Source organism: Bacteroides sp. 51 (assembly GCF_010500965.1).
Lineage (GTDB): Bacteria > Bacteroidota > Bacteroidia > Bacteroidales > Bacteroidaceae > Bacteroides.
The window spans coordinates 21,118-36,095 of sequence record NZ_QVMI01000052.1 but is presented as its reverse complement, the minus strand read 5'-3'; the positions used below and the strand labels follow the sequence as shown (position 1 = coordinate 36,095).

The 14,978-nt window shown below is 43.8% G+C and carries 8 protein-coding genes and 1 pseudogene; 7 read left to right on the top strand and 2 right to left on the bottom strand.

Annotated elements, in window-relative coordinates:
• Nucleotides 1-152: 152 nt before the first annotated feature.
• The 6 genes from D0T87_RS22725 (at nt 153) to carB (ending at nt 12,437) form a co-directional block, all read left to right on the top strand.
• The gene (locus D0T87_RS22725; protein WP_163178316.1) at nt 153-1,013 is read left to right on the top strand and encodes an endonuclease/exonuclease/phosphatase family protein; all 861 of its coding nucleotides are present in this window, start codon (nt 153-155) and stop codon (nt 1,011-1,013) included.
• A gap of 28 nt (nt 1,014-1,041) precedes the next feature.
• Nucleotides 1,042-2,367, top strand: a complete 1,326-nt coding sequence (locus D0T87_RS22720; protein WP_163178314.1) for a glucoamylase family protein — start codon at nt 1,042-1,044, stop codon at nt 2,365-2,367.
• Between the two features lie 5 nt (nt 2,368-2,372).
• Nucleotides 2,373-3,893: a 3-succinylated cholic acid synthase gene (gene bas-suc, locus D0T87_RS22715; protein WP_163178312.1), complete on the top strand. Its 1,521-nt coding sequence runs from the start codon at nt 2,373-2,375 to the stop codon at nt 3,891-3,893.
• Between the two features lie 276 nt (nt 3,894-4,169).
• Complete coding sequence (glmS, locus tag D0T87_RS22710) at nt 4,170-6,014, top strand: glutamine--fructose-6-phosphate transaminase (isomerizing) (protein WP_163178309.1); 1,845 nt, start codon at nt 4,170-4,172, stop codon at nt 6,012-6,014.
• A 98-nt stretch (nt 6,015-6,112) separates the two neighbouring features.
• A complete protein-coding gene (locus D0T87_RS22705; RefSeq protein ID WP_163178307.1) occupies nt 6,113-7,990 on the top strand; it encodes an amidophosphoribosyltransferase in 1,878 nt (625 codons plus the stop codon).
• Between the two features lie 7 nt (nt 7,991-7,997).
• Entirely contained in the window at nt 7,998-12,437 is a 4,440-nt protein-coding gene (gene carB / locus D0T87_RS22700; protein WP_163178305.1) for a carbamoyl-phosphate synthase (glutamine-hydrolyzing) large subunit, read from the top strand.
• Nucleotides 12,438-12,546: 109 nt separating this feature from the next.
• Here carB and D0T87_RS22695 read toward each other — a convergent pair whose 3' ends face one another.
• Together D0T87_RS22695 and D0T87_RS22690 are read right to left on the bottom strand one after the other, a co-directional pair.
• A complete protein-coding gene (locus D0T87_RS22695) occupies nt 12,547-13,482 on the bottom strand; it encodes an AraC family transcriptional regulator (RefSeq protein ID WP_163178303.1) in 936 nt (311 codons plus the stop codon).
• A pseudogene (locus D0T87_RS22690) lies at nt 13,475-13,960 on the bottom strand (cupin domain-containing protein). Before D0T87_RS22690 ends, D0T87_RS22695 begins: the two are co-directional and overlap by 8 nt.
• Nucleotides 13,961-14,179: 219 nt before the next feature.
• Between D0T87_RS22690 and D0T87_RS22685 the strand changes: the two are divergent.
• Entirely contained in the window at nt 14,180-14,872 is a 693-nt protein-coding gene (locus D0T87_RS22685) for a murein L,D-transpeptidase catalytic domain family protein (RefSeq protein WP_163178301.1), read from the top strand.
• The last annotated feature ends 106 nt before the right edge of the window (nt 14,873-14,978 follow it).

Genomic DNA, 14,978 nt, shown 5'->3' with positions numbered 1-14,978 from the left:
AGGGGCGGTTCGCGAACCGCCCAATGCCCAGAATACACAGGAAACCATTTTCGGGCGGTTCGCGAACCGCCCCTACAGCTAATCATTTACATCATAACCCTACAAAAATGCATAAAACCCAATAGAATGATAAAATTAAACGAATTAAAACAATGAAATATATAACCCTGATAATCTGCACTTGCAGCATCCTGTTCCTTTACAGTTGCAAAGACCAACCCGCTCAGGAAGCACAACCGCTGAAAGTCATGACTTTCAATATCCGGTTGGATGCTCCTTCGGACGGTCCGAACAACTGGAAGTACCGCAAAGACGATGTCTGCAAGATGATCGCCTACTACCAGCCCGACCTTTTGGGAATGCAAGAAGTATGCCATAACCAAATGGAGGATCTCAAACAAGGACTTCCGCAATATACCGCACTCGGAGTAGGGCGTGATGATGGAAAAGAAGCAGGCGAGTACTGTCCGGTATTCTTTAATTCACAACGGTTTATACTTATAGAATACGGTAATTTTGCTCTTAACGAAACTCCTGAAACCTTTGGCGTCAGAGGTTGGGATGCATCCTACAACCGCATCACTACCTGGGCTGTCCTGCAAGAAAAAAGCAACGGAAAGAAAATTGTTTTCTTCAATACGCACCTGGATAATGACGGAAGAGTGGCACGTAAGGAAAGTGCCCGCCTTATCCTGAGTAAAATCAAAGAGATTGTTCCCGATATGCCTGCTGTCATTACCGGAGATTTCAACTGTACACCCGATGAAGAACCTCTGCAAACCTTAGAAGGAGGGGGGATGCAGAATGCTTCAGAGGTAGCGGCTATCGCTTACGGTCCTTCGTGGTCTTTCCACGATTTCGGGCAATTGCCATTGGAAGAGCGTATGTTACTGGACTACGTATTTGTTACCCATGGTACAAAAGTAGACCGTTATCGTGTCATTCAGGATACACCGGATAATGTCTATCTTTCCGACCATTATCCTGTACTTGTTGACTTGAGAATGAATTGACTTCTTCCCTCCTATAAAAATAATAGGTATGAGTATTAGATATAGTTTTTTACTTCTTTTCATGCTCCTGGGCTTTACCCAGTGTAAAAGCCCGGGAGCCGATCAACTGAGCGATGATGCTTTGATGGATACCGTACAGCGGAGAACCTTCAATTATTTCTGGGATGGAGCCGAGCCTAACAGCGGACTGGCGCGCGAGCGCATTCATCTGGATGGTATCTATCCGGAAAATGATGAGAATGTGGTTACTTCCGGTGGAAGCGGTTTCGGCATCATGGTAATACTGGCTGGCATTGACCGGGGCTACGTTTCGCGTGAAGAGGGCCTGGAACGTATGGAAAAGATTATTTCCTTCCTTGAAACTGCCGATCGCTTTCATGGTGCTTGCCCCCATTGGTGGTATGGCGATACGGGAAAAGTGAAACCCTTTAGCGCTAAAGACAATGGCGGCGATCTGGTAGAAACAGCTTTCCTTATGCAGGCTCTTCTTTGTGTTCATCAATACTATAACAATGGGAATGAACGGGAGAAAGCTCTTGTCCCCCGCATTGACAAATTGTGGCGGGAGGTAGACTGGAATTTCTATCGCCAGGACAATCGGAATGTGCTTTACTGGCATTGGAGTCCCGAATATGCCTGGGAGATGAACTTTCCCGTACGTGGTTACAACGAATGTCTCATTATGTACGTTCTTGCCGCAGCTTCTCCGACTTATGGTGTTCCTGCCGCTGTTTATCATGAAGGATGGGCAGAAAACGGTGAGATTGTGGAACCGCACGAAGTAGAAGGTATCAGGTTGAATCTGCGCTATCAGGGCACGGAAGCCGGACCGCTTTTCTGGGCTCACTATTCTTTCCTTGGTCTTAACCCCACCGGATTGAAAGATAAATATTGCGCCGGCTATTTCGAGGAAATGCGTAACTTTACATTGATAAACCGGGCATATTGTATCCGTAACCCGAAACAGTATAAAGGTTTCGGTCCCGATTGCTGGGGATTGACCGCAAGCTACTCCATAAATGGATACGCAGGCCATGCTCCTAACGAGCGCGACGATCAGGGAGTTATTTCTCCTACGGCTACCCTGTCATCTGTTGTTTATACACCCGAAGAATCGTTGCAGGTTATGCGCCACCTCTATGGAATGGGCGATAAAGTATTCGGCCCTTATGGATTCTATGATGCTTTCAGTGAAACTGACAACTGGTATCCGCAGCGTTACCTTGCGATTGATCAGGGCCCAATAGCTGTGATGATCGAAAACTACCGCACCGGATTGTTATGGAAGCTCTTTATGAGTCATCCGGACGTGAAGAACGGGCTAGAAAAACTCGGTTTTTCATTAGATAAATAGGTCTTATGCGAAACATACGCTATATATTGTTACTGAGTCTTTATCTTTTCATTCCTGCAACTCTTTGTGCGCAGGTTAATGAACTACCCCGTTCTACCCCCGAAGCAGAAGGTGTTCCTTCCAGAGCCGTTATCGCTCTGTTCGATTCACTGACTGCTCTTCCAAAAACTGATATCCACAGCGTAATGGTCATCCGGCACGGTAAAGTAATAGGTGAAATTTATCCTGCTCCATTCGCTCCCGAATATAATCAGACGGTGTATTCTTGTTCCAAAACCTTTGTTGGAGCAGCAGTAGGTCTGGCAATCGCCGACAACCGCTTACGCCTGACCGATCGTGTAGCTACATTCTTCCCTGAATTGCTCCCCGATTCTATTTCGGATAATCTGGCAGCTATGACCGTTCGCAATCTTCTCAATATGAGTTCGGGCATCACACCGGATTGGGACATGCGTAATCATCATTCGGACTGGCTACGTATGTATCTGGCCAAACCGGTTAAAACTCCCGGTAAGCAATTTGATTATGATTCGATGAGCGCCTATGTGCTTTCCGCCATTGTGCAGAAAGTAACCGGCATGACGTTGCTTGATTATCTCAAGCTGAAACTGTTTACCCCGATGAACATCACAGATGTGGCCTGGGAAGTAAGTCCTGAAGGTTTTAATACCGGTGGGTGGGGGCTGTATATCCAAAGCGAATCTTTAGCCAAGTTCGGTTTACTGTTGCTTAATCAGGGTATGTGGGAAGGAAAACAACTCCTCCCTGCATCCTGGGTAAAGGAGATGACAAGCAAGCAGATGGACTCTTACGACGATGAAAGTTACGGCTATCTGTTGTGGCTTTGCGAGTATCCCGGTTCTGTATGCGTTGATGGGGCTTTGGGACAGTATGTTCTGATCGCTCCCGACAAAGATATGGTAGTTGTTATTACCGAATGTACATTGATAAACGGTCGTAATCAGCGTCGGTTGGTTTGGAACCGTTTACTGCCCGAAGCAGGCGATACGTCACTGACGCCGGGTAAGGACTATAAGTTATTACAAAAGAAACAAACTACGTACCAACTGCCTGTGGCACAGGGAAGGGTTAGCTCACGGGTTGCCCGGAATTATACCGGAAAGAACATTCTTCTGGAATCAAACAAATATGGTTGGCAGTCACTCAGTCTGCAATTTAACCCCAGAGAAATTGTAATGACAGTTACCGAAAAGAATGGGGCTGTTTATGATCTTGTATTTGGTTATAAACAATGGCTAAAAACGTTAATGGATTCCTACCCACCATATTCTATAAACCCAGTAGATCGTTTCAAAGGTATAGATGGTCCTTTCCGGGTAGCTGGTAGTTATGGTTGGCAGTCATTTTCTACTTTGCAGCTTAAAGCACATTATGTAAACTGGATAAGTGCGCTTGGAATTACCTTCCAGTTTGACGAAGATAGTATACTTCTGAATATTACGGAAAATTTCTCTTCTGATAAGATCACGATTAAGGGAAAAATGGTAAGCTGTATATCTTCTTAAATCTTACTATTGCTTTTCTTTAAATTTTTGCATGTAAAAAACACGTTTTTTACATGCAAAAATTTAAAGAAAAGTACGCCCTTTCAGGAAGCCTCCTTTCGACACTTTTTAGATTGATAGTATGATGCCGTTGCGCAGTTCTTTGTTAACACAAAAATAGATTCTTTTGTGTTGTTTTGTAAGTTGAATTACTTTTTTGCAATCTTTTATCTATCTTTTGTATGTAAAAAGTAGAAAAAACGTATATTTGCAGGCGAATTTAAAACGATCTGTATAATGTGTGGAATTGTAGGCTATATTGGTAAAAAAAGTGCCTACCCTATCCTGATAAAGGGATTGAAGCGGTTAGAGTACCGTGGATACGATAGTGCGGGGGTAGCATTGATTAGTGAACAACAGCAATTAAATGTTTATAAGGCGAAAGGAAAAGTTTCCGAACTCGAAGATTTCGTCGAAAACAAAGATATTTCCGGTAACATTGGTATTGCACATACACGCTGGGCCACCCACGGAGAACCATGCTCAGCTAACGCCCACCCCCATTATTCCTCTTCCGAAACACTCGCTCTCATCCATAACGGTATCATCGAAAACTACGCCGTTCTCAAAGAAAAACTTCAGGCCAAAGGATACGAATTTAAAAGTAGTACCGACACAGAAGTACTTGTTCAACTCATCGAATACATTAAGGTAACAAATAATCTGGATTTGCTTTCAGCCGTTCAGTTAGCGTTGAACGAAGTAATTGGAGCGTACGCCATTGCCGTACTGGAGAAAGATCACCCGGACGAGATTATTGCTGCCCGCAAAAGCAGTCCGCTGGTAGTGGGAATTGGCGAAGATGAATTCTTTCTGGCTTCGGATGCTACCCCAATTGTAGAGTATACCGATAAGGTGGTTTATCTGGAAGATGGCGAAATCGCCGTTATCCACCGGGGTAAAGACCTGAAAGTAGTAAACCTGAATAATGTAGAATCTACCCCCGAAGTTAAACAAGTGGTGATGAACATCGGACAGCTCGAAAAAGGAGGTTATCCGCACTTCATGCTCAAAGAAATCATGGAGCAACCGGATTGTATCTACGACTGTATGCGCGGGCGTATTAACGTGGATGCAAACAATGTAGTGCTTTCGGCTGTTATTGACTATAAAGAAAAGTTGTTGAATGCAAAACGTTTCGTCATTGTAGCTTGCGGTACATCCTGGCATGCTGGGTTGATTGGTAAGCATCTGATTGAGAGCTTCTGCCGTATCCCGGTCGAAGTAGAATACGCTTCAGAGTTTCGTTACCGCGACCCGGTGATTGATGAAACAGATGTGGTAATAGCCATTTCCCAATCGGGCGAAACCGCCGATACGCTGGCCGCGGTAGAATTAGCCAAGAGCCGCGGAGCATTTATATATGGTATATGCAACTCGGTAGGATCGTCCATACCTCGCGCCACACATACGGGATCGTATATCCATGTGGGACCCGAGATTGGAGTCGCTTCTACCAAAGCATTCACCGGGCAGGTTACCGTATTCACCATGCTCGCATTGACCCTGGCCAAAGAAAAGAAAACAATCAGTGAAGATGAATACCTGAAAATCGTCAAAGAGCTAAGCCATATACCCGAAAAAATGAAAGAGGTATTGAAACTCAATGACGGCATTGCCGAACTTTCAAAAATATTCACCTATGCGCATAACTTCATTTATTTGGGACGTGGGTACAGCTATCCCGTAGCTTTGGAAGGCGCATTGAAATTAAAAGAAATATCGTACATACATGCCGAAGGATATCCCGCAGCGGAAATGAAACACGGACCCATTGCGCTGATTGATGCGGAAATGCCCGTGGTGGTTATCGCCACACAAAACGGATTGTACGAAAAAGTCCTGAGTAATATACAGGAAATTAAAGCCCGCAAGGGAAAAGTTATCGCTATTGTAACGGAAGGTGACGAAATAATTAGTAAAATTGCAGATATTTGTATTGAAGTTCCTGCATCAATGGAATGTTTAGATCCGTTGATTGCCACCGTACCCCTGCAACTACTGTCTTACCATGTAGCTGTATGCAAAGGAATGGATGTAGATCAGCCCAGGAACCTCGCCAAATCTGTAACTGTAGAATAAAGAGATTTACGATTTGACTATTTACGATTTACGATTGAAGTAAGTTCGTAAATATACAATGTAACATCAATCGTAAATCGTAAATAATTAAATCGTAAATGATAAAACATGAATGTGGCGTAGCTATGATCCGGTTGCTGAAACCTCTGGAATATTACCAGGAGAAGTATGGCACATGGATGTATGGGTTAAATAAACTCTATCTTTTGATGGAGAAGCAACATAACCGCGGACAAGAAGGTGCCGGGTTGGCCTGCGTAAAGCTGGAAGCCAATCCCGGAGAAGAATATATGTTTCGTGAACGCGCCGAAGGCTCGGGAGCAATTACGGAGATTTTTGGAACGGTGCAGAATCATTTCAAGCACCTCTCCAAAGACGAACTGCATGATGCGGGATTAGCCAAAAGAACCCTTCCCTTTGCCGGAGAAGTCTATATGGGGCATCTGCGTTATAGTACCACCGGAAAGTCGGGTATATCGTTTGTCCACCCGTTCCTGAGAAGAAATAACTGGCGGGCAAAGAATCTGGCATTATGTGGTAACTTCAATATGACCAATGTCGATGAGATATTCGCCCGGATTACAGCCATCGGGCAACATCCACGAAAATATGCCGATACCTATATTATGTTAGAACAGGTGGGGCACCGGTTAGACCGCGAAGTTGAACGGCTCTTTCAGGAATGCGAAAGGGAAGGGCTTACCGGAATGGACATCACCCACGGTATCGAAGACCGGATAGACCTCTCCAATGTACTCAAAACATCGAGTAAGGATTGGGACGGTGGTTATGTGATTAGCGGAATTACCGGAAGCGGAGAATCATTTGCCGTACGAGACCCCTGGGGCATTCGTCCGGCATTTTGGTATATGGATGACGAAGTAATGGTAGTAGCATCCGAGCGTCCGGTTATCCAAACCGCCTTTAACGTATCGGCCGAATCTGTCAAAGAACTGCAACCCGGACAAGCCATCCTGATGAGCAAAGGTGGTAAGATGCGGTTGTCACAGATCAATAAAGTTCGCGAAGTGCGGAAGTGTTCCTTCGAACGAATCTATTTCTCGCGTGGTAGTGATAAGGATATCTACAACGAACGGAAGATGCTGGGACGCAACCTGGTCGATCCGATTCTGAAAACCATTAATGGAGATATTCAACATACCGTTTTCTCTTTCATTCCCAATACCGCGGAGGTTGCTTTTTATGGAATGCTGGAAGGCTTTGATAACTACCTGAATAAACAGAAAGCAAAGCGTATCGAAGCCCTGGGGCATAACCCAAATCATGAGGAACTGGAAGAAATTCTTTCCATGCGTATCCGTAGCGAGAAGGTGGCTATTAAAGATATCAAACTACGTACCTTCATAGCCGAAGGTAACAGCCGGAACGACCTGGCTACCCATGTTTATGATATAACGTATGGAAGCATCGTTCCCGGTGTGGATAACCTGGTGATTATTGACGATAGTATTGTCAGAGGAACCACGCTGAAACAAAGCATCATTGCTATTCTGGACCGTTTGCATCCGAAGAAAATCGTTATTGTGTCTTCTTCTCCGCAAGTACGTTATCCGGATTATTACGGCATAGATATGGCTCGTATGAATGAGTTTATCGCCTTCAAAGCAGCAGTTGAATTGCTGAGAGACAGAGATATGAAAGACGTTATTGAACGGGCTTACAACAAAGCAAAAGAACAACAAAAGTTGCCGCGGGAACAAATGGTGAATTATGTAAAAGACATCTATGCGCCCTTCACTGACGAAGAAATATCTGCCAAGATTGTTGAGGTGCTAACCCCTAAGGGTACAAAAGCCAAAGTTGAAATTGTATATCAAACCCTCGACGGGCTTCGTGAAGCCTGCCCCGGGCATACGGGCGATTGGTACTTTAGTGGCGACTATCCAACCTCAGGCGGCGTGAAGCTTGTAAATCAAGCATTTATTGATTACGTAGAACAAATATATCAGTTTTAGTTTGTACATGAGAAATGTGACTTTAATCCTTGACGACGGGAGCCGTTTCCACGGAAAGTCGTTTGGTTATGAGAAGCCGGTAGCGGGAGAGGTTGTTTTCAATACCGCCATGACGGGGTATCCTGAAAGCTTGACCGACCCATCGTATGCCGGACAGTTGATGACGCTTACTTATCCACTGGTAGGTAACTATGGAGTACCTCCCTTTAGTGTAGAGCCTAATGGCCTGGCTACGTTTATGGAGAGTGAGAAAATACATGCCGAAGCCATAATTGTTAGTGACTATTCGCACGAATATAGCCACTGGAATGCCGTAGAAAGTCTTGCCGATTGGTTGAAACGCGAACAAGTTCCGGGGATTACCGGGATTGATACCCGCGAGTTGACCAAAGTGTTGCGTGAGCACGGTGTGATGATGGGACGCATTGTATTCGATGATGAGATAAAAGAAGGAGAAGAAGATAAACTGTCTGTAGGATTGACCGAATTGGATTATGAAAGCGTAAACTACGTAGATCAGGTATCCTGTAAAGAAGTCATTCGTTACAACGAAGGAGCGGATAAAAAGAAAGTAGTATTGGTTGATTGCGGCGTAAAAACCAACATCATCCGTTGCTTGCTGAAACGTGATGTTGAAGTTATCCGTGTTCCCTGGAACTACGATTTCAATCATCTGGAGTTTGATGGCCTGTTCATAAGTAATGGTCCCGGCGACCCGGACACTGCCGGGCCGGCAGTCGCAAATATCCGTAAAGCCATGCAGAATCCTAATCTGCCTATCTTCGGAATTTGTATGGGTAATCAATTGTTGGCTAAAGCAGGTGGTGCAAGCATCTATAAACTGAAATATGGTCATCGTAGTCATAACCAACCGGTACGTATGGTAGGAACAGAACGTTGTTTTATCACCAGCCAGAATCACGGTTATGCAGTAGATAACAATACACTCGGAGCCGACTGGGAACCGCTTTTCATTAATATGAATGATGGCTCTAACGAAGGAATAAAACATAAAACCAATCCCTGGTTCTCTGCACAATTTCATCCCGAAGCTGCTTCCGGGCCTACGGATACGGAGTTTCTGTTTGATATCTTCGTGGATGCAATGTATAGTGGTCGGTTAACTGACTTTGTGAATAAAGAAGACCAGCCGCAAGGAAACCCCGAAGCGGCACGTTGCCGCAAGGTTCTTCTTCTTGGCTCCGGTGCCTTGAAAATTGGTGAAGCAGGAGAGTTCGACTATTCCGGTTCGCAAGCATTGAAAGCACTGAAAGAAGAGGGTATTGAAACGATACTTATTAATCCGAATATTGCTACGGTGCAGACCAGTGAAGGTGTAGCCGATCAAATCTATTTCCTTCCTGTAACTCCTTACTTCGTAGAAAGAGTTATTCAAAAAGAAAAGCCACAAGGTATTATGCTGGCGTTTGGTGGACAAACTGCACTGAACTGCGGTGTAGAACTATATAAAAGCGGCATCCTGGAAAAATATAACGTACAAGTACTCGGAACCCCCGTACAAGCCATTATAGATACGGAAGACCGCGAACTGTTCGTTCATAAACTTGACGAGATCAACGTAAAAACAATCAAGAGCGAAGCCGTAGATAATATCAAAGATGCACGCCGTGCTGCCAAAGAACTAGGTTATCCGGTCATTATCCGTGCGGCTTATGCACTTGGCGGATTAGGTTCCGGCTTCTGTGATAATGAAGAAGAACTGAATGTATTAGCCGAGAAAGCCTTCTCTTTCTCTCCACAGGTGTTGGTAGAGAAGAGTCTGAAAGGCTGGAAAGAGGTAGAATACGAAGTGGTGCGTGACCGTTTCGATAACTGTATTACGGTGTGTAATATGGAGAACTTCGACCCGCTGGGCATCCATACGGGCGAGTCTATCGTCATTGCTCCATCTCAAACCCTGACTAACTCGGAATACCATAAACTGCGCGAACTGGCTATCCGCATTATTCGTCACATCGGAATAGTAGGAGAGTGTAATGTACAATACGCTTTCGATCCGGAATCCGAAGACTATCGCGTAATTGAAGTAAACGCCCGCTTGAGTCGTTCATCGGCTTTGGCTTCTAAGGCTACCGGCTATCCGCTGGCTTTTGTTGCTGCCAAACTGGGATTGGGTTATGGCTTATTCGATCTGAAAAACTCTGTAACCAAAACGACTTCCGCTTTCTTTGAACCGGCGCTAGACTATGTGGTGTGTAAAATACCGCGTTGGGATTTAGGTAAGTTCCACGGTGTTGACCGTGAACTGGGTTCTTCCATGAAGTCGGTAGGAGAGGTGATGGCTATCGGACGAACCTTCGAAGAAGCTATTCAAAAAGGTTTGCGCATGATCGGACAAGGTATGCACGGCTTTGTAGAAAACAAAGAACTCGTTATCAGTGATATTGATAAAGCACTACGTGAACCGACGGACAAACGTATCTTCGTTATCTCTAAAGCATTCCGCGCCGGATATACCATCGACCAGATACATGACCTGACAAAGATAGATAAATGGTTCCTGCAAAAGCTGATGAATATTGTAAACACCAGCCTCACCCTAGCCCTCTCCAAGGAAGAGGGAATAGAGAATGCTTTGACTAATAATGAAGCGCATGCTGTAACTTCTGGCTCCCTCTCCTTTGGAGAGGGTTGGGGTGAGGCTTTGCGCCGTGCCAAACAACAAGGTTTCTCTGACTTCCAGATTGCCCGCGCATTGTGGAAAGAAGAGATGGAGGATAAACACATTGAACTCATACGTCAATACCGTAAGAAAATGGGTATTGTTCCTGTGGTGAAACAAATAGATACCCTTGCAGCCGAATATCCTGCCCAAACCAACTACCTGTACCTGACGTACAACGGTGTTGGTAATGATGTGAACTATCTGGGCGACCATAAATCCATCATCGTACTAGGTTCCGGTGCTTACCGCATCGGTTCTTCCGTAGAGTTCGACTGGTGTGGAGTACAAGCTTTGAATACTATCCGCAAAGAAGGTTGGCGCAGCGTCATGATCAACTACAATCCGGAAACCGTTTCAACGGACTATGATATGTGCGACCGCCTGTACTTCGATGAACTAACCTTCGAACGGGTAATGGATATCATCGAACTGGAAAACCCACATGGAGTCATTGTATCTACCGGTGGACAAATACCGAATAATCTTGCCCTTCGTCTGGATAACCGGAATGTAAATATCCTCGGTACATCTGCTCAAAGCATTGACAATGCGGAAGACCGTGAGAAGTTCTCTGCTATGCTCGACCGTATCGGCGTAGATCAACCTCGTTGGAGAGAATTAACGTCATTGGAAGATATCAATGACTTTGTTGCCGAAGTTGGTTTCCCTGTTTTGGTTCGTCCGTCTTATGTACTTTCGGGTGCGGCGATGAATGTATGTTCCAACCATGAAGAGCTTGAACGTTTTCTGAAACTGGCAGCCAATGTAAGTAAGAAGCATCCGGTGGTGGTGAGTCAGTTTATAGAGCACGCCAAGGAAGTGGAAATGGATGCTGTGGCCAAAGATGGTGAGATTGTGGCTTATGCTATCAGCGAACATATTGAGTTTGCCGGTGTGCATAGTGGCGATGCAACCATTCAGTTCCCTCCACAGAAACTCTATGTGGAAACTGTACGCCGTATCAAACGTATCAGCCGTGAGATTGCCAAAGAACTGAACATCTCCGGACCGTTTAATATCCAGTTCCTGGCACGTGATAATGATATAAAAGTAATTGAGTGTAACCTGCGCGCATCCCGTAGCTTCCCGTTTGTAAGCAAGGTCCTGAAGATAAACTTTATTGAACTGGCTACAAAAGTAATGCTTGGCTTGCCGGTAGAGAAACCGTCGAAGAACCTGTTCGATCTGGATTATGTAGGTATTAAAGCCTCTCAATTCTCTTTCAGTCGTTTGCAGAAGGCCGACCCTGTACTTGGGGTGGATATGGCATCTACCGGTGAGGTGGGTTGTATCGGTTCCGATACATCATGTGCTGTACTGAAAGCCATGCTCTCTGTGGGGTATCGCATACCTCAGAAGAATATTTTACTTTCTACCGGAACGCCGAAGCAAAAGGCGGATATGATGGATGCTGCACGTATGTTGGTGAAGAAAGGATATAAACTCTTTGCGACTGGCGGTACACATAAGTCTCTGGCCGAAAGTGGCATTGAAAGTACGCTGGTGTATTGGCCGAGTGAAGAAGGTAAATATCCGCAAGCACTTGATATGTTGCATAATAAGGAAATAGACATGGTAGTGAATATTCCGAAGAACCTTACTGCTGGTGAGTTGGATAACGGGTATAAGATACGCCGTGCTTCTATAGATTTGAATATTCCGCTGATTACGAATGCCCGACTGGCTAGTGCGTTTATCAATGCTTTCTGCACAATGAGTGTGGATGATATTGCGATAAAGAGCTGGGAAGAATATAAATAAGGCTGAAAGCCTTATTTAGTTGAGAGTTAAAAGTTGAGAGTTGAGAGTTACCATGCGGAATGAGTCTATTTTATCGCGCAGCTAACTCTCAACTCTCAACTTTTAACTCTCAACTCCCTTGGTATTCCTGCGGTGTTTTCCCTGTCATTCTTTTGAAGAACTTGCAAAAGAATGAAGGATTAGAAAAATTAAGCTTATCAGCTACCTGATAGATCAATAAGTTATCATGTTTCAATAACACCTTAGCTTCTATAATAATCGCTTGGTTAATCCAATCCATTACTGTCTGTCCGCTTACCTGTCGGATGACTGTATTCAGATAACGTGGAGTAAGGCAAAGCTTATCTGCATAAAAGCCTACGTTTCGTTCACGGATGCTGTGTTTATTAACCAATGAAATAAACCGGTTGAATAGTTCATCCTGATGTGTTATTCTCACATCACTGGTAGAATGAAATTCCCTTCGTATATAGTTAATATAATGGAGGAAAGCGACAATAAGATGTTGGACAGCGTCCCGGTAAAACTCTTCTGCTTGTACTGTATTCCAAATCAGTTTAAAGTACCCGTCTGCAATTTCCAGTTCATTTTCCGAAAGTGGAATAATCAAACTCTGTTTGTATCCCCAATAATATTCAATATGCTCATCCCTGCGGGCGAAAGGTGTAAAACTTGGACTAAAACCTGTCATTCGGAGTATCGTGTCGGGCCTGACATGAATGATTTCAACAATAGAGCCTATAGGTACTACCAATATTTGAGAAGGGTAGACCGTATATTCAATCAGGTTATATCGTATCGTTACCTGTCCTTGTAATAAGAGAACAATTCTTCCTTCTCTTAATCTGTAAGGCTGATTCAGTCTGAAAAAGAATGGTCCCGGAAGTTCCATCGAGCGATGGGTAGAAAGTAAATTCTGTATGATATGCGACATATCATACAAAATGCCAAATTCATTAGTCAGGAAAATATAGTCCGTCCGGAATGCTTTACTGGAATCGTTTACTGATGTTATGGAGAAATCCAGCGGTTTTACTTTATCCATTCTTTTGTTTACCAGATATACATAGCCGTTCGATTAATTCCTGATGTTGAGGATAGAGTTTCGATAAGCCTTCTATGGTGGCTAATTCAAAATCATCAAAAGAAAAGGCCGGGGCAACCGCACAGCTAACAAGGGCATATCCGAAATGCGATGGAATCTCGGCAGCGAACCAACATCCTGCTTCAATAGCAACCTGCTACTCTCCCGAGGGGTTACTGGTCATTAAGTGACTTGTCAGTTCTCCATCCGGATGAATAACATATATCATCAAGGGGTATCCGGCATGGTAATACCAAACTTCCGGAGAGATTAGCCGGTGAAAAGCAGATATATCTTGATTCTCCAATAAATAATATATAGAAGTCATTGACGACTTATTATCGTTTACTTGTTTTTCGGAGCGGAATACTTCTTTGTAATATCCTCCTTCAGGATGGCGAATTAAATCGAGATGATCTATCCAATCTGATGCATTCATTTTAGGGTAGTTTAGATGTTCTTATTTTAACATGTTCAGTTTAGATTACAAATATACGTTTTAGGAGCTAAACTGCATTTGAAAAGCCGGATTTAAATATTATCTATTTTAATTTCATCTCTTTCTTATTAATTATGTTAATCTGCCTTTTCTTTTATAATTGCTTAACGGACTGATGATTAGAATAACTCTAATTTTGTTTGATCCAATTTATCCGATATGAGAAAACTGTTTTTAATTATTTTGTTATTTGCAATCCGTCCGGTTAGTTATTCTGTAAGTGAAGAGAGAACGGCGATACATCCGTCCGATGATATAGATCCTTATCAATTGTATGCTGAGATGGAATTAGAGAATACGATTAACTATGTAGCATTTCAGCAAGCTGTTATTGGCTATAATAAGATTCAGGAAAAGAAGAAAGATATTATTACATTAATAGATTTCACCAAGCCTTCTTCCGAAGAGCGGTTTTATGTGTTCAATGTAAAGCAAAAGAAGCTTTTGTTTACTTCGGTTGTTTCACATGGCCGGAACAGTGGAGATTTGTATACCACTTCTTTTTCCAATAAGAATGGTTCATACAAAAGCTCTCTGGGCTTTTTTATAACACAGAATACGTACCAGGGAAGAAATGGCTACTCTCTTGTTCTGGATGGTTTGGAGAAGGGCATTAATGACCGCGCAAAGCAAAGGGCTATTGTTATACATGGAGCTTCGTATTCTAATCCGTCTGTTATTGCTTCATCCGGCAGGCTGGGTAGAAGTCTCGGTTGTCCTGCACTTCCCCAGGGAATAAGTCGTAGGGTTATCAATACAATAAAAGATGGGTCGCTTCTTTATATATATGCTAATAATAGAGATTATTTAGCTCAAAGTACATTCTTTTCAGTTCCGGCGGAACGGGGTTAATGTAAATCGGATTGGAAAGGAATTGATTATTGTAGGGGCGGTTCGCGAACCGCCCAATGCACAGAATATACAGAAAACCATTTTCGGGCGGTTCGCGAACCGCCCC